This window comes from Williamsia sp. Y721, from assembly GCF_059683565.1.
In genome coordinates, this window is sequence record NZ_JCASNH010000004.1 from 302,833 (window position 1) to 325,967 (window position 23,135).

Genomic DNA, 23,135 nt, shown 5'->3' on the forward strand with positions numbered 1-23,135 from the left:
GCCTTCACTGCGGCTTCTCCTCTGTGGTCGATTCCAGGCCAACCACCGCATCCCACAGGTCGACTTGATTGTCGAGAACTTGTGCTGCAATGTGTTCCGCCCATCGGCGTTCAGAACCATGTCGATCACGCCACGTCCACAGGGACGTCGTGAACCTACCAAGGCGATGCTCGGAGGTGAATCCGATCGCGCCATGGATCTGGTGGCCGGCCGCGGCAATCTCGCGGGCTGACGATGATGTGACGAGCTTGGCGACGGCGATCGCCATCGAGGCGTTGCCGGATCCCTTTGTCTCGACCGCTGACGCGGTTGCGGTGTCGACGAAGGCGGTGAGAGCGGCCAAGCCTGCCAGTCGCTGTTGGATGGCTTGGAACTTGGCCAGTGGCCGTCCGAACTGTGTGCGTTCGGTTGCGTAGCGGCATGTTTCGTCGCGGATTGCACGCGTCACCGCACCCAGCGCGACAGCATAGGCGAGCGCAGCTCGTTGATCGAACTCCGTACGATCGATCGGTGACGGCGCGTGAAACAGTGTGGGGGTCGCGGCGAAGGTGACCGTACCCACCGAAGCTCCGAGCAGGTCCGTCCCTGGCGCCACGGTGAGGCGGTCATTCGACAGATCAATGACGGCTACGGAGGGGTGGTCGCCGGCTCCCTTGCCGGTGAGGAGCAGAACGAGGGTGTCGGCCGCCCCGACGTGGACGACGTCGGTGACGACACCGTCGAGTACAACTCCGGTGCCGGACTCGCGGGCGAGGCAACGATCGGCTGCCACCGCCACAGTCGCGGTACCCCCCGTGAGTAGGTGACCGGCTGTAGCTGCCAACCAGGACGCAAGGATGGTGTGCTCCAGGTATGGTGTCAGCGCGCCCTTTTCGGTTATCGCCGAGAGCACTGCCAGGGCGTCGGCCAGATCACCGCCGCTCCCGCCGGACTCTTCGGGTATGCCGATAACGGTGAAACCCGCATCGGTCAGTGCTGCCCAGAGCGCGATGTCCACCTGTCCGGGTGAACGGGTGTCAATACCGAGACGATCCACCATTGCGTTTGCCGCAGAGACCAATTCGGCAGTCAACTCAGTCATCGGACCCCCAGTCCTCGGGCGACGATACCCCGCAGGATCTCGTTGGTGCCTCCACGTAGCGTGAAAGCTGGTGTGTGCAGGACGCTGGTCGCCAGAAGATGGGCGAATGGAGTGCCGCCCACACGCATGGCGGTTGGTGCACCCGATGACCGGATGGCCTCGACGAGGTCGCCTTCGAAGGTGGAACCGAGATCCTTGACCATCGCGGCCAGCGTGTCGGGCTTGCCGCCGGCAGCCAACTCGGCGGCCACCGCCAGGGACATGCGGCGCAGCGCCCATGCACGCGCGGTCAGAGTGCCCAGCGTCACCCGTTGTTCGTCTGTCGCGCCGTCTCGACGCAGGAGTTCTGACCACGACCGCAGGAGCGGCATCGTGGACAGGTAGCGTTCGGGACCCGAACGCTCAAAAGCGAGTTCGCTCATCACCTGCTGCCACCCGCCGCCGCGCCGGCCGAGTAGCGCATCGGATCCAACTTGGGCATCGTGAAAGATGACCTCGTTGAAATGTGTAGCGCCATCGATACTTTGGAGTGGACGGATCTCGATGTCCGGGTTTGGTAGGTCGACGACGAACTGAGATAGCCCTTCGTGGCGGTCTCCTGCTTCTCCATCGCTACGCGCCAGCAGCACCATTGCGTGGGCGAGGTGGGCACCTGTGGTCCAGACCTTGGTCCCGCTGATCGACCATGAACCGTCCGCATGACCCGTCGCCCGTGTCCGGACGGCTGCCAGATCCGATCCCGCGTCGGGTTCGCTCATGCCGATGGCAAAGAAGAGCCGCCCCTGCGCGATACCGGGTAGGTAACGCTCTTTCTGCGTCGCGGAGCCGTTTGCCAGAATCCCCGGAGCCATCTGGCGATCGGCGATCCAGTGCGCGGCAACGGGGGCCCCGTGGGCCAGCAACTCTTCGGTCACTACGAATCGTTCGAGTGCACTGCGACCGTGGCCTCCGTGGACGGCCGGGATGGTCATGCCGAGCCAGCCGTGTTGCCCTAAGCGCCTACTGAAGGCAGCGTCGAATCCGGTCATCCAACTGTCCGTGGTGGGAGTGAACGCTCCAGAGTCGAGTTCTGCTCTGAGGAATGCCCGGACGTCGCGCCGTAGACCTTCGAGCTCCGCATCGGTGATGGTGGCCGTCGACGTTGCTCGTGTCGTGGTCATGAATGCCGGGGTCCGCGTGAAGACCAATTGCTCTGACCCTTGCGGGACATCGACCACATCTGGACGCCGCGCTCGATCTCGAGTGCCGATGACCAGCTGACTCCGGGTGGGCCGAGTTCCAGTCGGGCACTGGTCATCACGCGTCGGGTCAATTCAGGATCCGCGGCCGCCGGGCCGGTCAGTTCACCGATGTAGGAGTCGATCTCGTCGTCTGGAACAGCCGCGTGCGCCAACCCGCGTTGCACGGCCTGTTCGCCGGTGAGGGAGTGTCCGCAGGCGGCCATCGCGACGGTCTCCGACCAACCGACCGCACGCCCGAGCAACGCGAGGTGACCGCCTCCAGGGTGGATGCTGCGCGCCAGGAAACCACTTTCGAGAACGGCATCAGGAGTGATCACCATCAGGTCGGCGGCCATGGCCAGGTTCAAGCCGGCTCCGACGGCGCCTCCTGTCACCCGGGCAATTGTCGGTACCGGCAGGTTGCCGACCCGCACGAATGCGCCGTAGACGGCAGACGTGCGCGCGACCGCGTCCGGTGATGCCGGATCCGATGAGGAGGCCGCGAGATCACGGGTGTCGGCGCCACTGCAGAAGTATTCTCCCGCAGCGCTCACCACCACCGCACCTATGTCCGTGTCGCGTTCCACCTGATCGCAGAATTCGCCTATCAGCGCGGCCATCTCGAGCGTGATCGCATTTTTGCGCCGTGGATTGTTCAGGGTGAGGTGAGCGACACCGGCGGAGACCGCGGTGAGAATCGGAGCCGCGACCACCGCGGGTTTCTCGGTTGTCATGTCGGCCACGCTAACAGATTGGATACTAAATAGAATCCAATATTGATTGACAATTATGCGCCGCTCCAGTGAACTGGAGCACATTCGTTCGAGACGACGAGCCGCTCGCGGCCGCGACAAGGAGTGCATGTGTTCAGCTTGGAAGGTCAAATCGCGTTGGTGTCCGGTGCGGGGCAAAGTGTTGGCGAGGGGATCGCGAAAGTACTTGCGCGCCAAGGAGCCACGGTCATCGTCAATGACTTGTATGCGGATCGGGCGGAGAAGGTGGTGGCGGAGATCATTGCAGAGGGTAACGCTGCGATCGCCGCCCCGTTCGACGTGACCGACCTGGACGCGGTCACCGAGTCGGTCCGCGGCGCCGAGAAAGAGCTGGGTGGCCACGTCAGCATCCTGGTGAACAACGCCGGCGTCGCAGAAGGGCGTAACCACAGTCCTTTTCGCGAGCTCTCGCCGCAGCAGTGGGCACCTTCGATCGATCTCAACATCTACGGTGCGATGAACTGCATCAAGAGCGTCATCGATGGAATGTGCGATGGGGGATGGGGTCGTATCGTGCAGATCTCTTCGGGCTCCGCCCGCACCGGGCAGAACATCAATGTATCGATGTATGCCACCGGTAAGAGTGGGATCGAGGGGTTCATCCGGCACCTCGCCGCTGAGATCGGGCAGTTCGGTGTCACCGCGAACATCGTGGCACTCGGCCATCAGAAGAACCTGGAGGAGAAGATGTCCGCGGAGGCGATCGAGAACATCCTTGCCACCATCCCGATCGGACGTCTGGGAGACCCGATCGAAGTAGGGGCCTTCTGCGCGTATCTGTCGTCCAATGAGGCGGGCGGCCTGACCGGCCAGACGCTGGACTTCAACGGAGGGTCACAGACCCGATGATCACGAGCGTTGATCCTGTTCCGAATATATTGTCACTCACCGCTATCCGGGTTTCTGACCTGTCGAGTTCGCTCGATTTCTACACCGCTGGTTGCGGCTTCGTACGCGGAGCAGAGTTCGGCACCCCGGAGTATGAGGTCGTGGTCGTCCGGGCTGGAGCAGCCGGGATGGAACTGATGGCGGCCCGAGACGGACAACCGATCGCCGAGGCCGATCACGGCAACATGTTCGTCAAGGTGGTCGTCAACACCGCAGACACGGCGGCGCAGGTTGCGTGCGCGGTGGCGCACGGCGGCACCGTGGAAGTGCCTGTCACCGTGTTGGAAGAATACGGGGGAATGGTGATCGCGATGGTCCGTGACCCGGACGGATACCTGGTCGAGTTCACTCAGAAACCACGAGCCGACCAGGACCACTGAGTGGGAACCTCCACGTCGCAATCGTGCTGCCGCGCTTAAGGTCACGCAAATCTCAACGAAGCGCAGCGACAGGGAGTATTTGACGATGGACTGGGACAAGTCGTACGACGTGGTGGTGGTGGGTTCGGGCGGAGCTGCCCTGGCAGGCGCTCTGGCGGCGGTTGCTCGTGGACTGTCGACCTGCGTGATCGAGAAGACCCACCTGTTCGGTGGGACCTCGGCATATTCCGGGGGAAGCGTTTGGCTGCCCGGGAATCATGTCCTGGCCCGCGATGGTGTCGATGATTCGATCGAGAAAGGCCTGACCTACTTCAGCGCGGTGGTCGGTGGCCACACTGCACCAGAGGTGCAACGGGCATTCGTCGAGACCGGTCCTCAGGTTGTCGAGTTCCTCGAGAGCTCGGTCGGAATCCCCATGGAACACCGGCCTTTTCCCGATTACTTCGATGCTCCCGGGCGCAGTGCGAACGGGCGCAGCATCTTTGCGAAGTCGATTTCGGCACTGGAGTTGGGCGACCGATTGGCAGACATTCGTCCGACGGTGGCGCAGGATCAGTTCGGTGCCGAGGTCGACCGCTCGGTGCTGGACGGGGGCCAGGCCTGGATCGCTCGTATGGTGCAGGCCTTGGACAACTCGGATAACGCCGATCTGCGACTCGAGACCGCCGCGCAGCACCTCCTGCAGGATGAGTCGAAGCGCGTGATCGGAGTACATGTACAGACAAGTGACGGCCCGAAGCAATTCCGTGCGCGGGCGGGTGTCCTCCTCGCAGCGGGTGGCTTTGAACGCTCCGCGACGTTGCGCGCAACACACCAGCAGATGCCAACCGCCGATTGGACGTCCTCGCACCCGGCAACCGGTGGCGGTGACGCCCTCGAGATGATCCAGGAAGTCGGTGCGGCCACGGCGTTCCTCGACCAATCGTGGTGGTGCCCGGCGACACTGTTCCCGAACGGGCATGCCGCATTCACGCTGGGTCTGCGGGCGGGAATCGTCGTCGACTCGACGGGTGAGCGGTTCGCAAACGAGATGCTCCCGTATGACCAGATGGGTCGGGCGATGCGCAGCCGGATGGAGCACGGTCAGGGTGATGCATTCTGGTTCATCTTTGACAACCGGTTCGGTGATGACCTGCCCGCCATCTGCATGCCGATGCCCGAGCCGGCGGCGTTCGAGGAGGCCGGACTCTGGCACACGGCCCCAACCGTCGGTGCTCTCGCCGAGAAGCTGGGTCTGGACCCGGTCACGCTGGTCACGGCGGTCGATCGCTTCAACAGTCAGGCTCGCGCCGGGCGTGACGAGGACTTCCGTCGCGGCGAGGACCCGTTCGGTCAGTTCTTTGTGGGCGCCAACTCGGCTGGTCCCTGTCTGCAGCAGTTGGACGGCTCGCGCTTCCACGCGGTGCGCCTGGTGCTCGGCGATCTCGGCACCAAAGGCGGCGCAGTCATCAACATTGACGGTGCAGTGATGCGGGAGGACGGTTCGACCGTTGCAGGGCTGTTCGCCGCGGGGAACTCGTCGGCGTCCATCTCGGGTGCGGCATATCCTGCCCCGGGGGTACCGCTCGGCACGGGCATGGTCATGGCATACCGCGCCGTTGCGGTGATGGCCGGCGCAGTCAACGCTGCTACCGCGACGTCGGAGTAGTGCAGGCCCGGACCGCGGTGGTGCCGTTGTGCCAGCCGCGTCCGGGAACCGCGCAGACGGGACAGAAGTCTCGACTCAGTGCGTGGCGAGGTCCGCCGCCACACAACTTTCCCAGATCTCGCGTGCGGCGACACGAAGTGGCCCAACCAGTTTGCGGTAATCCAACGACATCGCCGGGCCGCAGACCGAGAGCCCACCGAGGTTGCCGTAGATGTGGTCTGGCGGTCCGATGGACACGCCCACGCACCCGATGCCCGGGAATGCTTCACCGCGATCGAAGGCGGCACCGCGATCACGGATCAGACCGAGTTCGTCGTCGAGTTGCCGACGCGAGGTGATGCTCTGGCTGGTCCGACCGATCGGGCTACCGTCCTCGTTGAGGCGTAGATCGCTCCACAATGCGGTTCGCTGGGCTCCTTCGGCGTGCGCGAGCATCACTTTGCCCGCGGCTGTGAGGTGTATCGGTATGCGCTGCCCAACCGCCGAAGGTGTTGCGCCCGAAGCGCGGCCGTTGACCTTGGCGAGATAGATGGTCTCTCCGCCGACCGGGCCCGCGAGCTGGATGGTGAACCCGGTGCGCTGAGCAAAGGTGTGCATCAGGGGCCGGGCACGCTGCAGAAGCCGGTTCTGGTTGAGCGCAGCCTGACCCATTTCGTAGGCCTTGGCGCCGAACTCGTATGTCTGCTCCGGCGTACGCGCCAACCAGCTCTCGGCGGTCAGTTGTTCGAGCAAACGGTGCACGGACGAGCGGGGGAGCCCGGTCCGTGCGGTCACCTGAGCCAGTGTCAGTGGACCGGCTCCGTTGAACGTTTCCAACACCAAAGAGATTCGTCCGACAACCGACACTGGACCACTGCCGGTGCGTATTCTGCTCACTCGATCTCCTGACCTGCTGAATCATCTGTGATGGGGATCACGGTACCGTGTCCGCCGCGCAGCTGAAACCGCATTGGTGGACGGGACGTGTCAGGCCTGACGTCCGGGCGGCGCCTCACGACCATCGAACGGTCGGCTCAGGCCCTGCGCATGTGGCCGTACTGTTCGCGGATTGCCGATCGTGGCACACCCGCGCGATCGATCGTGTTCGAGCCGACGGAACCCGACAAGCCGGACTTCGGCTATCGCGCAAGCCAGTTCATCACAGTACGGGCACCTGTGTCCTCTGAGCTCGGGGGATGTGCACCAGACCAGCAACGAGGTTCTTGCCGCCGAAGACATCGCGGACGGCCACATCCTGGCGTGCCAGGCAGAGCCGTTGACCGAACGAATCACGATTGAGTACGGAGATCCCGAAAAATTCTGCTACTGAACATGTTCGGTGACGCAGCGTAGGAATTCGCCCGATCCTCGAAACGTCGGGCCGGGCTCGCAGCACATGGCATCCCATTCTTCGGGAGACGTGCATCACAGGCTCTCAGTTGCTTGGGAAGCTGATCACACCAAGACGCAGAAAGTCATCCCGATCTGCGCCAGCACCGCCGGCACGTAATCAATGCCCGACTCAGGAGGTACCTGTGAGTTCCAGCCCCGACATTGCCGAGGAGATACGCGTCATCGACAAAGGTGCTCCACCCGCGCGGTTTGCCCGCGGATGGCACTGCCTGGGCCTCGTCCGAGATTTCAATGATGGGAAGCCGCATAAGGTTGCTGCCTTCGGAACGGATCTCGTGGTATTTGCCGGCGAGGACGGAAAACTCAACGTGCTCAACGCGTATTGCCCCCATATGGGTGGCAACCTGGCCGAGGGCATGGTGAAGGGGAACACCATCGCCTGCCCATTCCATGACTGGCGATGGCAGGGCAACGGAAAGTGCGCGGCAATCCCGTATGCGCGTCGCGTACCCCCGCTTGCCCGCACAAAGACCTGGCCGACCATGCAGGCCAGCGGGCAGTTGTTCGTGTGGAACGATCCGCAGGGCGGCAAACCGCCGGAGGAACTGGCCATCCCCGAGATCGCGGTGTATGGCGACTCCGGTTGGACGGATTGGGTGTGGAACTCGGTTGATGTCGAGGGTTCGCATTGCCGGGAAATCGTCGACAATGTGGTCGACATGGCACATTTCTTCTACGTGCACTACGGCATTCCGACCCACTTCCAGAACGTCTTCGAAGGGCACACGGCGACACAATTCATGCGGTCGATGCCTCGGGCCGATGCCGTCGGAGTGAGTGATTCAACCAACTATGGTTCCGAGAACCGCTCGGATGCCACATATTTCGGGCCCTCCTACATGATCGATCAGCTCTGGGGTGCTGGTGGGGATCTCACGGGCGAACCCGGCATGTACCTGATCAATTGCCACTACCCGATCACCCCCACATCGTTCCGCTTGCAGTACGGGGTGATTGTGAAGAAGGCGGAGGGGATGGCTGATGAGGCTGCCAACGACATTGCCAACGCCGTTGCCAACGGGATCGCGATCGGATTCGAACAGGATGTCAAGATCTGGAAGTCCAAGTCCCGCATAGATAACCCTCTGCTGTCGGAGGAGGACGGGCCCGTCTACCAGCTCCGCCGTTGGTACGAACAGTTTTACGTCGACGTCGAGGACGTCACACCAGAGATGGTGAATCGCTTCGAGTTTGAGATCGACACCGAGCGTGCCGTGAACAGTTGGCAGGCCGAGGTGGAAGAGAATCTCGCCGCCGGCCGCACGGCCTTCGGTGAGAGTGTGTCCAGCCAGTCCGAACCTGCGGCCAATACCAACGCCTGACAACATACCGGCCGCCCGGTCGGCGGTTCCATCCATCTTGATTCAGGAGTCATCATGACCCACGAAGTGCTTGACAACATCGAAGCGATCGCCGACGAATTGCGCGCGGGCGGAGCCGAAGCGGAGTCCCTTGGCCGCTTGCCCGACGATATGGCGAAGAGCCTGCGCCATGCAGGGATCATCCGCATGTTGCAACGCAAGAAGTACGACGGATTCGAGGCGCATCCGCGGGAGTTCGCCGAGGCGGTGATGCGGACGGCGAGCCTGTACGGCTCGGCCGGTTGGGTCGGTGGAATCGTCGGGGTTCATCCGTGGCAGCTCGCGTTTGCGGATCCGAAGGTGCAAGACGAGGTGCTCGGCGACAACAGCGACACCTGGCAGGCATCGCCGTACATGCCCGGAGGCGTCGCAGTACCTGCTGATGGAGGTTATGTGCTGAACGGCCGCTGGCAGTTCTCTTCGGGCACCGACCACTGCGACTGGATCTTTCTCGGCGCCATGGTGGGTGATGCGAAGGGTGCTCCGATCATGCCCCCGCAGGGTCTGCACGTCATCCTGCCTCGCACCGATTACGAGATCGTGGCCGACTCATGGGATGTCGTCGGACTGCGTGGGACCGGCAGCAAGGACGTGATCGTGAAAGACGCATTCATTCCGAGCTACCGGGTGATGGACGCAGGGAAGGTGATCGACGGAACGGCGGCCAAGGAGTACGGAGCCACCGAGACCCTGTACCGGATGCCGTGGTCAACGATGTTTCCACTGGGGATCACGTCAGCCACCATCGGTATCTGCGAAGGGGTGTTGGCTGCCGGAATCGTGTACCAGCGCAACCGTGTCGGTGCGGCCGGCAACGTGATCAAAGACGATCCCTACGTGTTGCATTCGCTCGGTGAGGCAGCTGCGGAGATCGATGCCGCACGGCAACAGGTGCTGGCGAACGTCGACCGGGTCTGGGACCTGGTCGATGCGGGCAAGGAAATCGACTTCCCGATGCGCGCCGAGATCAGGCGTAATCAGGTTCGTGCGGCGTGGCGTGCTGTCCGTGCGGCGGACGAGATCTTCGACCATGCCGGCGGGAACTCGCTTCGAATGGACAATCCGCTGCAGCGGTTTTGGCGGGACGCGCATGCCGGCCTGCATCACGCGATCCATGTCAGCAGCACGCCCTATCATGCCGCTGCGATGGCCTCGCTGGATGTCGAAGTGCCTGCGGGTCCTCTTCGGGTGATGATCTGAATCCCAATTCGGCCGGCCGCTCACCACACACTTTTTCTTGAAAGGAGTCTCCGATGACTGAGATCAGAGGACTCGGTTATGTCCGGGTCCAGGCGACCGACATCGAGCGTTGGCGCACTTTGGCTTTCGATGTTCTCGGCTTTGCGCCGGGTTCGGGTGTTGAAACCGACGCCCTGCACTTCCGGATGGACGAGCGGGCTTCCCGGCTCACGGTCGAACCAGGCGATGTCGACCGGGTCACGGCAGTGGGATGGGAGGTGCGTGACGGGCAGGCGTTGCGACGATTGGCAGCCACTTTGGACGATGCCGGTGTCGAATACCATTTGATGCCACAAGAGTTGGCTGATGCGCGCCGCGTAGAGAGTGGCCTGTGCCTGACAGATCCGGGTGGAACTCCCCTCGAGTTCTTCTACGGAGCAGTGCTCGACCACAGCCCAGTTGTGACGAAATATTCGCAGACGTTCATCACCGGTGCCCAGGGTCTCGGCCACGTGGTGATGCCGACGGCGAACTTCGACGAATCGTTCCGGTTCTATACAGAAACACTGGGGTTCTTGTCCCGCGGCGCGTTTCGAATGTCCCCGGTGGGAGTCAATCCTCCGATGCGCATCCGGTTCATGGGAGTCAATCAGCGCCACCACAGTCTCGCACTGATGCCGGCGATGGAAGGTCGAGACCCGGGAGTGATTCACGTGATGGTCGAGGTCGACTCGCTCGATGCGGTCGGCCGCGCCTATGACGAGGTGGTGAAGCATGATTTCCCGGTCTCTTCGACGCTCGGGCGGCACACCAACGACAAGATGATCTCCTTCTATGTCCGGGTGCCGGGCGGTTGGGATATCGAATACGGCACCGAGGGCATGTTGGTCGACGAGTCGTACTACACCGCTGAGGAAATCACCAAAGACAGCTATTGGGGTCACGAGTGGTTGTGGGCCAAAGAGATCGCCGCCGCGCAGAAGGCTGCCGGTACCGGAGACGGTGACATTGAACTCGCAGTCGATGACTCCGAGGCGCAGAGGGTTGACGTCAGCTCCTGAGCTGCCTCTGCAGAGTGAATTACTTTGTCTACCTTTTGCACAACGATCGAAGATCTCAACAAGGATGTGAGCGGTGTGACTACCCAGGACAGCGATTACGACGTCGTCGTAGTCGGGGCCGGATTGTCCGGTTTGTACGCGGTCTACAAGCTACGTGAGCTCGGTATGCGGGTGCACGGCTTCGAATCGGCCGAGGGAGTGGGTGGTACCTGGTACCACAATCGTTACCCTGGTGCGCGCTGTGATGTCGAAAGCATCGACTACTCCTACTCGTTCGACGCCGAACTCCAACAAGAGTGGACGTGGACCGAACGGTTCGCGACGCAACCGGAGATTCTGGCCTACCTCGAACATGTTGCCGACCGGCATTCTCTGCGCGGAGCATACGATTTTCTGACCCGCGTCATGTCGGCCGTCTACGACGAGGACAGGCGCTTCTGGATGGTCACCACGGATACTGGAACAACGGTGACCACCCGCTTCTGTATTTTTGCGACCGGAGTGTTGTCAGCGACAAATCTGCCCGACATACCGGGCCGCGATTCGTTCGGCGGCGAGTGCTATCACACAGGCGAGTGGCCGCATCACGAAGTCGATTTCCACGGCAAACGAGTGGGTGTGATCGGCACGGGTTCTTCAGGCATCCAATCGATCCCGGTGATAGCCCAAGAGGCCGATGAGGTTGTGGTCTTCCAAAGAAGTCCGAACTACTCGATCCCGGCCGGTAATCGGCCGCTGACGCAGGAGTTGATCGACGAGATCAAGGCCACCTACCCCGAGCGTCGGCGATTGTCCCGATCGAGCGGTGGCGGAACACCGTTCAACGCCAATCCGCGAGGGGCGCTTGAGGTCGACGAGGCCGAACGCACGAGGATCTACGACGAGTGGTGGCAGCGCGGGGGATACCTGTTTGCCAAGGCGTTCCCGGACCAGACGGCGAACCTGGCAGCCAACGACACCGCGCGTGAGTATGTCGAGGCGAAAATCCGTGAGATGGTCGCTGACCCGGAGATCGCGGATCAGTTGATACCCGACGATCATCCGATCGGTACCAAGCGGATCGTCACCGACGACGGTTATTTCGAGACGTTCAACCGCGACAACGTGACACTCGTGAATCTGCGTCGGACGCCCATCGAGGAGATCATCGAGACCGGTGTTCGGACCTCCAGCTCGATGTACGACCTCGACATGCTCGTCTTCGCGACCGGTTTCGATGCGATGACCGGCGCGTTGGCGCGCATCGATATTCGTGGTCGCGGCGGCAGGACCCTCCAAGAGGACTGGTCGGCCGGTCCGCGCACGTATCTGGGCCTGACCGCCGCCGGCTTTCCGAACATGTTCATTCTCACCGGCCCAGGTAGCCCCAGTGTGTTGGCCAACATGGTGCTGGGTGCGGAGCAGCACGTCGACTGGGTGGCAGGATGCCTGAAGCATCTTGCAGAACACGAGCTCACCACCATCGAGGCGTCCGAACAGGCGGTAGACGGATGGGTTGCTGAATGCAACGCGAAGGCTGCGGGAACCTTGTTCCCGCAAGCGAATTCGTGGTACATGGGTGCGAATATCCCCGGCAAGCCGAGAGTATTTATGCCATATATCGGCGGCTTCGGAAATTACGGCTCTATTTGCGACGAGGTCGCTGGAGCCGGCTACAAGGGATTCGTGCTCACCGGCGCCGCAGACGAGGCGACGCGTTGAGCGCGGCGAAACGCAGACCGGACCTCCATCCGGAAGTCGAAGCGATGCTCGCGGCGTTGGAGTCCGGGTTTCCTGACGTCACTGCGTACTCTCCCGTGGAGGTACGCAAGATCATCGTGTCGCGACGGGCACCGCTGACCCGGCAACCCGATATGAAATCGGTACGCGAACTCGAGATCGCCGGGCCAGGAGGCGCGCTCGAGCTTCGTGTCTATATCCCACATTCTGGCGACGAGGTCGTGAAACCGGTCATCGTGTTCGCTCATGGGGGTGGGTTCGTCTTCTGCGACCTGGACAGCCATGACGAATTGTGTCGATCCATGGCCGAGGCCGTCGGAGCGATCGTGGTGGCGGTCGACTACCGGCTGGCACCGGAGCATCCCGGGCCTGCGGCAATGGAAGACGTGTACGCCGCCGTGCAGTGGGCCGCGGCGAATGTCGCGGGCCTCGGGGGCGATCCGAACCGGCTATTCGTTGTAGGGGACAGCGCCGGGGGCAACCTGGCAGCGACGGTGTGCCTGGCGACCCGCGATCGCGGCGGCGCACCGATCGCCGGTCAGGTGCTCATCTATCCGGTCATCGACGACGACTTCACCACCGAGTCGTACGCGAAGTACGGGGAGGGCTACTACAACACCACCAGCGCCATGCAGTGGTACTGGCAGCAATATGCTCCGCACGGCTCGCACAGTCCGTACGTGGTCCCGACACGGGCGTCGTCACTGGCGGGATTGCCGCCGGCGATCGTCGCTACGGCTGAACTGGACCCGCCCTGCACGTCGGGAGAGAACTATGCGCGACGTCTTTCCGGTGACGGGGTCCCAGTCGTGGCGCATCGATTCGAGGGACTGTTCCACGGCTTCCTAACGTTCCCGAGCCTGTCTCTGACCGCGACGGCGCGCGTCGAACTGTGGAACATGATGAAGACGCTGCTGGGGACTCCACGACGTGCTGGTCGGAGGGAGCTATGACAGAAAAGCTCGCGGGTCGAACAGCTTTGGTGACGGGTAGCAGTCGCGGTATCGGTCGCGGAATCGCCTTACGCCTGGCGGCGGAGGGTGCGACGGTGGTTGTGACGGCTCGATCGTCGGCACCGTCGGCGTCTATTCGCAACGGCGAGCGGCACATCCTTGGTGGTTCCCTGGATGAGACCGTCACGGCGATCGAAGATCGCGGGGGTACGGCCGTCGCGATGCCCGCAGATCTCGAGGACGGGGCTCAGCGGGATCAACTCATCGAGTCTGTGGTCGACCGCTTCGGCGCCATCGACATCCTGGTCAACAATGCCGGCTTCGCCGACTATTCGACCATCGACGAAATGTCCATGGACACCTTCGACCGGACCATCGAGCACTACCTGAAGGTGCCTTTTCGTCTCAGCCAGATCGCCATCCCACATATGCGGAGGCAGGGTGGCGGCTGGATCGTCAACATCGGATCGTCCACCGGTCTCAGTCCTATCAGGCCGTATCGCGAATACAACAAGACCTCCGGCGACGTCATCTACGCAGCGGCAAAGGCCGCGCAGCACAGGCTCACCCAGGGGCTGGCGGCAGAGTTGGTCGACGACGGAATCGCGGTGAATGCGGTAGGTCCATCGACCGCCATCATGACCCCGGGCGCGCAGACCTTGCTGCCGGAGGGCTATGAGACCGAGCCGGTCGAGTACTTGGCACAGACGGTCCTGGAGATGTGCACCGTTCCGGCTGCCGAACGGACCGGACTGGTCGCGTTCAGTCTCCACTATCCATGGGCGTTCGACACCCCGGTGATGTCGCTCGACGGCCGGACCGAACTCCCGCGCAGAGAACCGCCGGCCTGGGCCAACCCGAACATCAAACCAACCGGACTGTAGCCGCTGATGTGCACCACAGCGCACCTCCGACTGACATCGCCATGTGGCGATGGGCGGACGAGACTTCAAGGAGTGAAATGACTTTCGCAGAGGAACGTTATTCTTCCGGTACCGCGGTGGTCACCGGAGCGGCATCCGGAATCGGGGAGGGCCTGGCCAGGCATCTGGCGAGACTGGGGATGACGGTTGTCATCGCCGACCTCAATGCCGATCGGGCGGCGCTGGTTGCAGCAGAGATCGAGGACTCGGGCGGAAGGGCATCATCGTTCGGTGTCGATGTTGGTGACGCCGTGGCCGTGGAAACGATGGCTGCGGACGTGTTCTCGCGCTATGGATCTGTCGAATTGCTCATCAACAACGCCGGCGTGGAGTCGGCCGGACTGCTCTGGGAGATCGAGCCGACCCGCTGGCAGCGTCTCATGCAGACCAATGTCGACGGAATGTTCTTCTGCCTCAGATCTTTTGTGCCCCGGATGATCGAGGTCGGCACAGCGTCCTGTATCGCCAACCTGTCGTCGGTTGGCGGTCTCAATGCGGTTGCCGTGCAGTCGCCGTACATCGTCAGCAAGCATGCGGTCCTGGCAATGACCGAATGCCTGCACCAGGATCTATCCATACTGAATGCACCTATTCAGGTGAGTGCTGTAGTGCCACACTCCATTCGGAGCGAAATTTTCGTGTCGGCGCAGCGGGAGTCACCCACCACGAACCCGATCGCGAATGCGGTTTTCGAAGTGATGCAACGCGACAATGTGGAGAAGGGGCTTGATGCGTTGCTCGCTGCCGAGCACATGATCGAGCAGATCGCCCGCGGCGACTTCTGGATCTTCTCCGATGACCAGTTGTGCGCGGCGGCCATGAAGCGCCGAGGTGATCAACTCCTCGCGTTCCGGCCGCCCGCCGATCCACGATCCATGCTCGACCGCATGGGCGTGCTTCTCCCGAAAGAAGTTTCCTGATGAGTTCAACAGAAGATCTGAAGACACGGGCCCGCCAAGTGGTGGATCTGTTGGTGGTCGGAGCCGGAACCGGCCTGGCGGCCGCCCTCACCGCCCACGAGGAAGGACTTTCCGCACTGGTGGTCGAGAAGTCCCCATACGTCGGTGGTTCGACAGCGCGGTCGGGTGGAGCCTTCTGGATACCCACCAATCCGTTGCTCGCTGCGGAGCAACCGGGTGACGGAGTCGTGGCCGCCGACTACATCAAAGCCGTGGTCGGTGACTCGGCCCCAGCAGATCGCGGCACCGCCTTTCTCGAGAACGGCAGAGCCGCGGTCGAGATGCTCTCGCGCATGACGCCGATGAAATTCATGTGGGCCAAGGGGTATTCGGACTACCATCCCGAACGTCCCGGTGGTTCCGCGATGGGGCGGACGTGCGAGTGCAAACCGTTTGACGCCTCGGTGCTGGGGGCCGAGCGAACGCGGTTGCGGCCGGGATTGCTGGAGGCGCCACTGCCGATGCCGGTCACCGGAGCCGATTACAAGTGGTTGAACCTGATCGCGAGTCGGCCTCGGCAGGGATTGTCGCGAGCCCTCAAGGCTCTGGCACTGGGCGTCGGCGGGATGGCTCTTAAACGGGAATACATGGCGGGTGGTCAGGCTCTGGCCGCCGGGCTGTTTGCGGGCGCGGTCCGGGCGAAGATACCGATCTGGACCGATACCGCGTTGCTGCGACTGATCGTCGATGACGAAGGCCGGGTGAGCGGCGCCGTGGTCAACAGAAATGGCACCGAAACCGAGGTCGTGGCGCGTAGAGGAGTCGTGCTGGCCACCGGCGGTTTCGATCACAATGTGGAGATGCGCAACAAGTTCCAGTCGGAGCGGTTGCAGCCACACGCCAGTCTGGGGGCCACGAGCAACACCGGCGACGGCATCAGGATCGCGCAGGAGGTCGGCGCTGCGATCGGACTGATGGACCAGGCGTGGTGGTTCCCGGCAGTGGCCGCCCTGCCGGGCAGTGAGCCCGCCGTATTGTTGGCCGAGCGTTCGCTGCCGGGATCGTTGATCATCGACCAGACCGGGCGTCGCTTCATCAACGAGGCGAAGGACTACATGTCGTTCGGTCAGCGCGTGCTCGAGCGCGAACACATGGGTGATCCGGTTGAGGACATGTGGCTGATCTTTGATCAGAAGTATCGCAACTCCTACCTATTCGCCGGTGGTATCTTCCCGCGGCAGCCGTTGCCAAAGTCGTGGTACGACAATGGAATCGCTTACCGCGCCGACTCGCCGGCGGAGCTCGCCCGGTCGATAGGGGTGCCAGAGGCAGAGTTTGCGGCAACCATTACGACTGTCAACGCCGACGCGAGGACCGGGGTGGATCACGAGTTCCACCGCGGTGAAAGTGCTTACGACCGTTACTACGGCGATCCGTCGGTCACTCCGAACCCCAATCTTCGTCCGCTGCAGGGACCTCTCTTCGCGGTCCGTATGGTCCTCAGTGACCTCGGTACCTGTGGTGGCGTGAGGGCTGACTCGAACGCTCGGGCGTTGCGCGAAGACGGTAGTGCAATCAGCGGGCTGTACGTGATCGGCAACTCGGCGGCGAACGCGTTCGGTACGACGTATCCGGGCGCCGGCGCGACCATCGGTCAGGGCTTGGTTTACGGATATATCGCAGCTCGAACCGCCGCGTCGGCATGACCCGACTACGCACCGCAGTGCAAGTGGTGAAGTGGTGGTACGGGGACGGGTCCTGGTGTGATCCTCGCATGTTCACCCCCCTTGAAGCACTTCCGCCCAGCGCGATACCGAGCCCGGCGCCGCAGGTGGTCCGATCACTGTTGTACGCGAGGCAGATACGTTGAAAGAACTGTGAGGAGCATCGAGATGACATGTACTGCGGACGGGTCCGGCGATCAAGCGACGATCCATGTCGGTGCGTCCATTCCGGTCGTAACACCTGACGTGATGCGTAGTGTCCTTGGGCATTTCGCAACGGGTGTGGTTGCGATCACCGGTATCGACCCGGAGGGGAACGTGCCAACTGGCCTGGCGGCCAATTCATTCACGTCCGTCTCGCTCGATCCACCGCTGGTCGCGTTCTGTGTGGCGGCCACGAGTAACTCATGGCCGCGGGTGCGAGCGGCCGGGCGCTACACGATCAACATATTGTCGGAACATCAGGAGAGCATCTGCCGGCAACTCGCTGTTCGGGGCCCGGATAAGTTCAAGGGCATCGAATGGACACCGTCGCCCTCGGGTGCGCCGGTGCTCACGGACTCTCTGGCGTGGATCGAGGCAGAACCCGAAGCCGAGTATCCCGCCGGCGACCACACCATCGTGGTATCCAGGGTTCGACACCTGCACGCGGCGGATCATTCACCGCTGGTCTTCTTCAGGGGCAAATATGAACGCGTGGGCACAGGCCTGGCCGGTGATCGGTGATGGCGATGCAACCGCTCGATTGTGAGCTGTGCGGACACCGTTTTCTGGTGGAGAAGTTCAGTGCGGTGCACACGTCGATCCAGTGGACTTCGGACGCGTCCCTGTGCCCTGAGATCGCCAATTCGAACGATGCGATCGGCCAACGCAATCGGTCGTGCGGTGCACTGCGACGCACGATCGACCGAGCCGTGCGCGACGCTGCGTTGTCGGAGTCAACGGTTGAACTCCCGGCCGGTACGCGTATCCCGCGCCTGCACTGATTCGGCTCGGTGGGCGGGCTCAGGGAAACTCACCTGCCACTCATTGGGATCTTTTGGTACAGAGACGGTTCGGCGATGGCACGCTCTGGTTATGAGTACATCGTATGAAACATCCACTGCCCCTGAGCTGTTCGAGATGGAGACCGAGAACGGCATCCTGCGATACCGTGAGATCGGTGAGGGGCCGCCTCTGTTGCTGCTGCACGGTTCCGGCCCGGGGGTTACCGGCTGGCGAAATTTCGGCGCCAACGTACCGACGTTCGCGCAGCATTTCCGCACCCTCGTCCTGGAGTTCCCCGGGTTCGGGGTCAGTGACGATTTCGGTGCACCGCATCCTATGATTTCTGCCCAGGCGGCGGTGAACGCGTTCCTCGACGGTCTCGGTATCGATCGGGTCCGGATCATCGGCAATTCGATGGGCGGGTTTGTGGCAACCGACTTCGCACTGCAGGCGCCCGAGCGGGTCGAGCGACTGGTCACGATTGGTGGCGCCGGCACCGGTATTTTCAGCCCGGCCCCCGGGGAGGGGATCAAGCGGCTCAGCGAATTCGTCGAAGAGCCGAGCAAAGACTTGCTCATCGCGTGGTTGCACTCCATGGTCTACAACCCGGCTTTGGTCACTGCAGAGCTGATCGAGGAACGGTGGCAGCAGGCGACCGATCCGGCGACACTGGAGAATTCGCGGCGAATGTACGGCCGTGCCGCTCTGGCGCGTATGGCTGAAGCAATGCGGAGTACGGAGACCACTCCGAATTGGGCACGATTGGGCCGTCTCGATGTCCCGACCTTGATCACCTGGGGACGGGATGACAGGGTGAGCCCCGTCGACATGGCACTGCTCCCGATGCGACTTCTTCCGCAGGGAGAAATCCACATCTTCCCGAATTGCGGGCACTGGGTGATGATCGAACAGAAGGCGGCGTTCGAAGACGTTGTGTCAGCTTTCCTGAAACGTTGACAGCGGCGCCGGCGCCGCCTCGATGAGCGGCGCCGGTGACTCGCAAAAGCTGTGACACACGCGATGTTTGACGATGTAGTCGGTGCTCTCCGGATCGAAGAAGGGGTCTACGTGTGCCCAGTGGATGGGGTGATACATGTACGGGCCGAGCAGGTCTTCGATCTGCTCGAACTCCTGCTCCCAGACGTGCGTCCACAGGGTGCTGCCCTCGGCGATGGTGACATGACTGAGCTGCCAGGCACGAATCTGACGAATGTGCAGGGGCATCCGTAGTGTCGCAGCTTCGAACCGTTCCAAGGCGAGCTTCGATGCAGAGTCGTCGACGCAGATCAATAAAGACCGGTAGACGCGTGGTGTTCGGGTCGAATCGCGTCGGCCGGACCGATTGTTCTGGTGACCGTCACCTGAGTACTCCACTCCGTCGACGTGGTCGATCAGTGGGCCGGCGGTCACTGCATCGAGTCGGGTGCGAACCGACTGCCAGGCCTGCTCGTGGTCGAACTGTAGGTGGACCAAAACGTCACCGCCGTTGCGGACACCGGGAAGCGTGGCCGACACCAAGTCGGTTGTGGTCGGCATCGAAGTCACGGCGGCCTGGATACTTTCGATCACAGCTGACACCGCGGCTTGGTCCATCGGGTCGACAACGTGAATCAAGCGGGTGATCTTATACATCGCATAGCCCTTCGATGTCGTCTGCGTCGGCTGCCATTGAACGCGTGCGTTCGAAGATCAAGGGATCGACCGTTTTCCACCACTGGGAGGGAACCGGATCGTGTCGCCCGTTGACCGCTGCGCGCCACCACTCCTGCGGTCCGGCCACCGTCCAGGTCACGGTGACGGTGTGGCCCTCGTCCTCGATCCATACCGGTGGGCTCACGAGCACGCGGTCGAGGGTCATCCCGCGGTCGACTGCGCCTGGTGCATACTCGTTGAGGTAGGCGCCGATGAAGTCTTTGGTGCTCCCGGGTCTGGTCACAACGCGGTCGACGATGTAGATGGTTCGGTCGTTCATGAGAGAGACGGTATTGCCTACGCCGTCCATCGCCGTTCGGCTTTCCCAGTGGCCGGGAGATACGTGATTGCCGTCGTTGCGTGGAATCCCTTGTAAGATCGGAGTTTATGTCGGGCGACGAGCAATTTCCGAACCTTCCCGCGACCAGCTGGGCGGTCCTGGGAATGCTGTCCTTCGGTGAGCAGCTCACCGGCAACGACCTCAAGAAATGGGCAGACTGGAGCATCGGGTTCTTCTACTGGAGCCCATCCGTCAGTCAGGTTTACGCGGAGCTGAAGAAGCTCGAAGAACTCGACTTGGTCAGTTCTCAGATGGTGAATGAGGAGGGCGTGCGTGGCCGCCGTGTCTACGGGATCACGGAGACGGGCCTGAGCGCTCTGCGAAGCTGGTCGCGCGACGCGCAGGTCGAGATGCCGGTCCTCAAACACAATGTGATGCTTCGGCTGTGGATGGGGCACCTTCATGAACCCGAACAGCTCAAAGATATCGTCGCGGTCCATATCGAGAACCTCAAAGACATGGCGCGGCGAGCAAATTTGCACGCCGAACACTCGGAGTCGGAGCCGGGCTGGGCATTTTCTGAGATGAGCCTGCGGTGGTCGAAGCGGTACTACGAAGCCGAAATCGCGCTCGCCGAAGAGCTTTTGGATGACATCGACGAGGCAGCTGCCAAATACCGGCTCGCTGCAAATCTGGATGGCGATGGAATGCCAATCCCTCGTCGACCGGGAATCTGGCGCACGGTCGGCGAGGGAGACGGCGAGGGCACGGAGCGCTGAACTTCGGCCGGCCGAGCGACGCCGATATCAGTCCTCGGCCAGGACGCTGGCCGCGGTGGGGAGCGAACGCAGTAGGTTTCGTCGCTGCAAGGTCGGGGTGACCCGGACGCCGACGGACATACTGCGCCATATTGCGTGCGTGGTGAGTTGCACCGGCGTGATCATCCGGCTGTCGAAAGCCATTGCGCGCATGGGTCCACAGATCGACACCGCAGTGGTTGCTTCGCCCACTGGCCCTATCGGAGAAGCGATACAACCGAAGCCGGTCAGTGCGCCGCTGCGCTCGGTGGCGATTCCGCGTTCGCGGATCAAGTCGTCGCCGGGTTCGTTCCGACCTCCGTACGCCAGCAATGCCTTGCCGAGGGCAGAGCGCACGGCCGGAAGGCGGCCGCCGACTCGGGTCGGGACCTGAGCCGCCAGCCGGCCTCCGATCTTCTCGAGATAGACCACGTCGTCACCGTCGAGAACGGCAAGATGCACGACCATCCCGGTGGTGCGGTAAAGCTGTTGCAGATGCTCCGCCGACGCTGCATGTACACGGTCCTGGTGCACGGCCAGTGACCCCAGTTCGACCAAACGGATGCCGAGGCTGTAGTCCCGCCCCTGGCGTCGCAACCAACGTAGCTGGACGAGCCGATCGAGCATCCGGTGAGCGGACGAGCGGGGGAGTCCGGTGCGAAGCACCACCTCCACGAGGCTCAGGTTGTCCCTGCCATCGAATGCGTCGAGTACCAGCGACAACCGGTCGAGGATGGCGGTGGGAGCCGATTGGCTTTCCTCGGACAAGTCCTGGGTGACAGTCACAACATCACTCCTGTTCGCTCATATACGTCACTGACATGGCTATTTCTATTAGTAATATGCCATAGCAGCGCGCTTTTGTGAAGCAGATCACCGCTGTGGCGACGGCGATGATCGCGAACTGTTGCACTAGGGGGCGGCGAGTGGGCAATTGGTCCCGGTGAAGATGCTGGCCGCGCACAAGTTGCAATGGATGCATAGCGAGCGCGTCGTCGCGTCCTTCTGAATGCGATTGATCAGATCGGGCTCGCGGAGCAAGGCCCGTGCCATCGCCACGAATTCGAAGCCGTCACTCATCGCGGTATTGATGGCGTCGAGGTCGGTGATTCCGCCTAGAAGGACGATCGGGAGATCGAGCTGTTCGCGGAACTGCCGTGCATACTCGCGAAAGTACATCCGCTCGTAGGGGTAGTGCTTGAAAACTGATCTGCCGACCACCTTTACGCCGAGCTTGAAGATGCCCTTTTGTGTATCTGCCATCGCCTGCAACGGCACGTCTCCGCGGAACAGGTACATCATGTTCAGAAGTGACGAACCTCCCGTCAGTTCCACGGCGTCGAGATGCCCGTCCTCTTCGATCATGCGGGCGAAACGCAATGACTCGTCGAGCCATAACCCTCCAGGAACCCCATCGGCCATGTTCATCTTTGCCAGGACTGCGATTTCACCGTCAGCCGCCTCGGCAACAGCCTCCAGAATGCGTCGCGGGAACTCGGCTCGGTTCGCGAGCGACCCACCCCAGGAGTCCTTGCGTTTGTTGATCTTTGGACTGAGGAACGAACTCGCCAGATAGTTGTGGCCCAGATGTACCTCGACGGCGTCGAAGCCCACGTCGCGGGCGTAACGGGTGGCCTGACCATGGTCTGCGATGACCCTGCGGATGTCGTCTTCGGTCGCGGCGTGATCGAAGCCCATGGCCAATGAGTTGAAGCGCGTCGACGGAGCCAGAGATGGTGAACCATTCGAGCGGGCATTTGCCACCGGACCTGCGTGCCCGATCTGGGCGGAGACCTTTGCGCCGGTGGCATGCACGGCGTCGGTCAAACGACGTAGCCCGCTCAATGCTTCAGGGCGCCAATAAACTTGGTCTCGCTCGGTGCGGCCTTCCGGGGACACCGCAAGGTATGCCACGGTGGTCATTCCGACGCCCCCTTTGCCGACGGCGACGTGGAAGTCGATCAGATCGTCGGTGACGAGGGCACCAGTGGTGACCCCTTCAAAAGTCGCGGATTTGATGATGCGATTTCGTAACTCGATCGGACCGAGTTTCGCCGGCGTGAGCGGATCGGGAATCGCGGACAGATCCGCGCGTGTCTCGATGGATGTCATGAAAATGAACTCCTTCTTCTTGGGCTGTGGCGCAAAGGATTCGGGGAATGTGGTAGGCGACAACTC

Annotated in this window: 23 protein-coding genes; 15 read left to right on the plus strand and 8 right to left on the minus strand. The window is 62.3% G+C overall.

The features are described from left to right. Nucleotides 1–4 precede the first annotated feature (4 nt). Genes AC56PL_RS20905 through AC56PL_RS20915 form a run of 3 tightly spaced genes read right to left on the minus strand, consistent with a single transcriptional unit; the run spans nt 5 to nt 3,035 of the window. Complete coding sequence (locus AC56PL_RS20905) at nt 5–1,081, minus strand: acyl-CoA dehydrogenase family protein (protein WP_497155047.1); 1,077 nt, start codon at nt 1,079–1,081, stop codon at nt 5–7. Continuing rightward, complete coding sequence (locus tag AC56PL_RS20910) at nt 1,078–2,241, minus strand: acyl-CoA dehydrogenase family protein (protein ID WP_497155048.1); 1,164 nt, start codon at nt 2,239–2,241, stop codon at nt 1,078–1,080. The genes AC56PL_RS20905 and AC56PL_RS20910 overlap by 4 nt, the downstream gene beginning before the upstream one ends. Next, the gene (locus tag AC56PL_RS20915) at nt 2,238–3,035 is read right to left on the minus strand and encodes an enoyl-CoA hydratase-related protein (protein ID WP_497155049.1); all 798 of its coding nucleotides are present in this window, start codon (nt 3,033–3,035) and stop codon (nt 2,238–2,240) included. The genes AC56PL_RS20910 and AC56PL_RS20915 overlap by 4 nt, the downstream gene beginning before the upstream one ends. A 129-nt stretch (nt 3,036–3,164) precedes the next feature. Here AC56PL_RS20915 and AC56PL_RS20920 point away from each other — a divergent pair, with 129 nt between their 5' ends. From AC56PL_RS20920 to AC56PL_RS20930, 3 genes are all read left to right on the plus strand, one after another. Beyond that, nucleotides 3,165–3,923: an SDR family oxidoreductase gene (locus AC56PL_RS20920; protein ID WP_495518164.1), complete on the plus strand. Its 759-nt coding sequence runs from the start codon at nt 3,165–3,167 to the stop codon at nt 3,921–3,923. Further along, nucleotides 3,920–4,342, plus strand: a complete 423-nt coding sequence (locus AC56PL_RS20925) for a VOC family protein (protein WP_497155050.1) — start codon at nt 3,920–3,922, stop codon at nt 4,340–4,342. Before AC56PL_RS20920 ends, AC56PL_RS20925 begins: the two co-directional genes overlap by 4 nt. An 85-nt stretch (nt 4,343–4,427) precedes the next feature. Then, nucleotides 4,428–5,990, plus strand: a complete 1,563-nt coding sequence (locus AC56PL_RS20930) for an FAD-dependent oxidoreductase (RefSeq protein WP_497155051.1) — start codon at nt 4,428–4,430, stop codon at nt 5,988–5,990. 75 nt (nt 5,991–6,065) lie between these two features. Here AC56PL_RS20930 and AC56PL_RS20935 read toward each other — a convergent pair whose 3' ends face one another. Continuing rightward, nucleotides 6,066–6,857: an IclR family transcriptional regulator domain-containing protein gene (locus AC56PL_RS20935; RefSeq protein WP_495518425.1), complete on the minus strand. Its 792-nt coding sequence runs from the start codon at nt 6,855–6,857 to the stop codon at nt 6,066–6,068. A 647-nt stretch (nt 6,858–7,504) separates the two neighbouring features. Between AC56PL_RS20935 and AC56PL_RS20940 the strand changes: the two genes are divergently transcribed. From AC56PL_RS20940 to AC56PL_RS20990, 11 genes are all read left to right on the plus strand, one after another. After that, nucleotides 7,505–8,704 carry a Rieske 2Fe-2S domain-containing protein gene (locus AC56PL_RS20940; protein WP_495518424.1) on the plus strand — a complete coding sequence of 400 codons (1,200 nt, stop codon included), beginning with the start codon at nt 7,505–7,507 and terminating at the stop codon, nt 8,702–8,704. Nucleotides 8,705–8,758: 54 nt separating this feature from the next. Continuing rightward, nucleotides 8,759–9,943, plus strand: coding sequence for an acyl-CoA dehydrogenase family protein (locus tag AC56PL_RS20945; RefSeq protein ID WP_482137788.1), 1,185 nt, complete (start codon nt 8,759–8,761; stop codon nt 9,941–9,943). A 53-nt stretch (nt 9,944–9,996) separates the two neighbouring features. Continuing rightward, nucleotides 9,997–10,983: a VOC family protein gene (locus AC56PL_RS20950; RefSeq protein ID WP_495518161.1), complete on the plus strand. Its 987-nt coding sequence runs from the start codon at nt 9,997–9,999 to the stop codon at nt 10,981–10,983. A 75-nt stretch (nt 10,984–11,058) separates the two neighbouring features. Then, nucleotides 11,059–12,684: a flavin-containing monooxygenase gene (locus AC56PL_RS20955; protein WP_497155052.1), complete on the plus strand. Its 1,626-nt coding sequence runs from the start codon at nt 11,059–11,061 to the stop codon at nt 12,682–12,684. A gap of 44 nt (nt 12,685–12,728) precedes the next feature. Next, a complete protein-coding gene (locus tag AC56PL_RS20960; protein WP_497155304.1) occupies nt 12,729–13,655 on the plus strand; it encodes an alpha/beta hydrolase in 927 nt (308 codons plus the stop codon). Continuing rightward, nucleotides 13,652–14,539 (plus strand): SDR family NAD(P)-dependent oxidoreductase, encoded by an 888-nt coding sequence (locus AC56PL_RS20965; RefSeq protein ID WP_497155053.1) that lies wholly within the window; start codon nt 13,652–13,654, stop codon nt 14,537–14,539. Before AC56PL_RS20960 ends, AC56PL_RS20965 begins: the two co-directional genes overlap by 4 nt. 77 nt (nt 14,540–14,616) lie before the next feature. Next, complete coding sequence (locus AC56PL_RS20970) at nt 14,617–15,498, plus strand: SDR family NAD(P)-dependent oxidoreductase (protein WP_495518158.1); 882 nt, start codon at nt 14,617–14,619, stop codon at nt 15,496–15,498. Next, nucleotides 15,498–17,183: a 3-ketosteroid-delta-1-dehydrogenase gene (locus AC56PL_RS20975; RefSeq protein ID WP_497155054.1), complete on the plus strand. Its 1,686-nt coding sequence runs from the start codon at nt 15,498–15,500 to the stop codon at nt 17,181–17,183. Before AC56PL_RS20970 ends, AC56PL_RS20975 begins: the two co-directional genes overlap by 1 nt. Before the next feature lie 267 nt (nt 17,184–17,450). Further along, nucleotides 17,451–17,927, plus strand: coding sequence for a flavin reductase (locus AC56PL_RS20980; protein ID WP_495518422.1), 477 nt, complete (start codon nt 17,451–17,453; stop codon nt 17,925–17,927). Next, nucleotides 17,927–18,187, plus strand: a complete 261-nt coding sequence (locus AC56PL_RS20985; protein WP_497155055.1) for a hypothetical protein — start codon at nt 17,927–17,929, stop codon at nt 18,185–18,187. The genes AC56PL_RS20980 and AC56PL_RS20985 overlap by 1 nt, the downstream gene beginning before the upstream one ends. 91 nt (nt 18,188–18,278) lie before the next feature. Beyond that, the gene (locus AC56PL_RS20990; RefSeq protein WP_497155056.1) at nt 18,279–19,145 is read left to right on the plus strand and encodes an alpha/beta fold hydrolase; all 867 of its coding nucleotides are present in this window, start codon (nt 18,279–18,281) and stop codon (nt 19,143–19,145) included. Here AC56PL_RS20990 and AC56PL_RS20995 read toward each other — a convergent pair. Continuing rightward, nucleotides 19,125–19,820, minus strand: a complete 696-nt coding sequence (locus tag AC56PL_RS20995) for a Dabb family protein (protein ID WP_495518155.1) — start codon at nt 19,818–19,820, stop codon at nt 19,125–19,127. The genes AC56PL_RS20990 and AC56PL_RS20995 overlap by 21 nt on opposite strands. After that, nucleotides 19,813–20,160 (minus strand): hypothetical protein, encoded by a 348-nt coding sequence (locus AC56PL_RS21000; protein WP_482137803.1) that lies wholly within the window; start codon nt 20,158–20,160, stop codon nt 19,813–19,815. The genes AC56PL_RS20995 and AC56PL_RS21000 overlap by 8 nt, the downstream gene beginning before the upstream one ends. A gap of 107 nt (nt 20,161–20,267) precedes the next feature. Here AC56PL_RS21000 and AC56PL_RS21005 point away from each other — a divergent pair, with 107 nt between their 5' ends. Beyond that, entirely contained in the window at nt 20,268–20,939 is a 672-nt protein-coding gene (locus tag AC56PL_RS21005) for a PadR family transcriptional regulator (RefSeq protein WP_482137805.1), read from the plus strand. A gap of 27 nt (nt 20,940–20,966) precedes the next feature. Here AC56PL_RS21005 and AC56PL_RS21010 read toward each other — a convergent pair whose 3' ends face one another. Further along, nucleotides 20,967–21,743 (minus strand): IclR family transcriptional regulator, encoded by a 777-nt coding sequence (locus AC56PL_RS21010; protein ID WP_482137807.1) that lies wholly within the window; start codon nt 21,741–21,743, stop codon nt 20,967–20,969. Between the two features lie 126 nt (nt 21,744–21,869). Next, nucleotides 21,870–23,069, minus strand: a complete 1,200-nt coding sequence (locus AC56PL_RS21015; RefSeq protein WP_495518154.1) for an oxidoreductase — start codon at nt 23,067–23,069, stop codon at nt 21,870–21,872. Nucleotides 23,070–23,135: the final 66 nt, after the last annotated feature.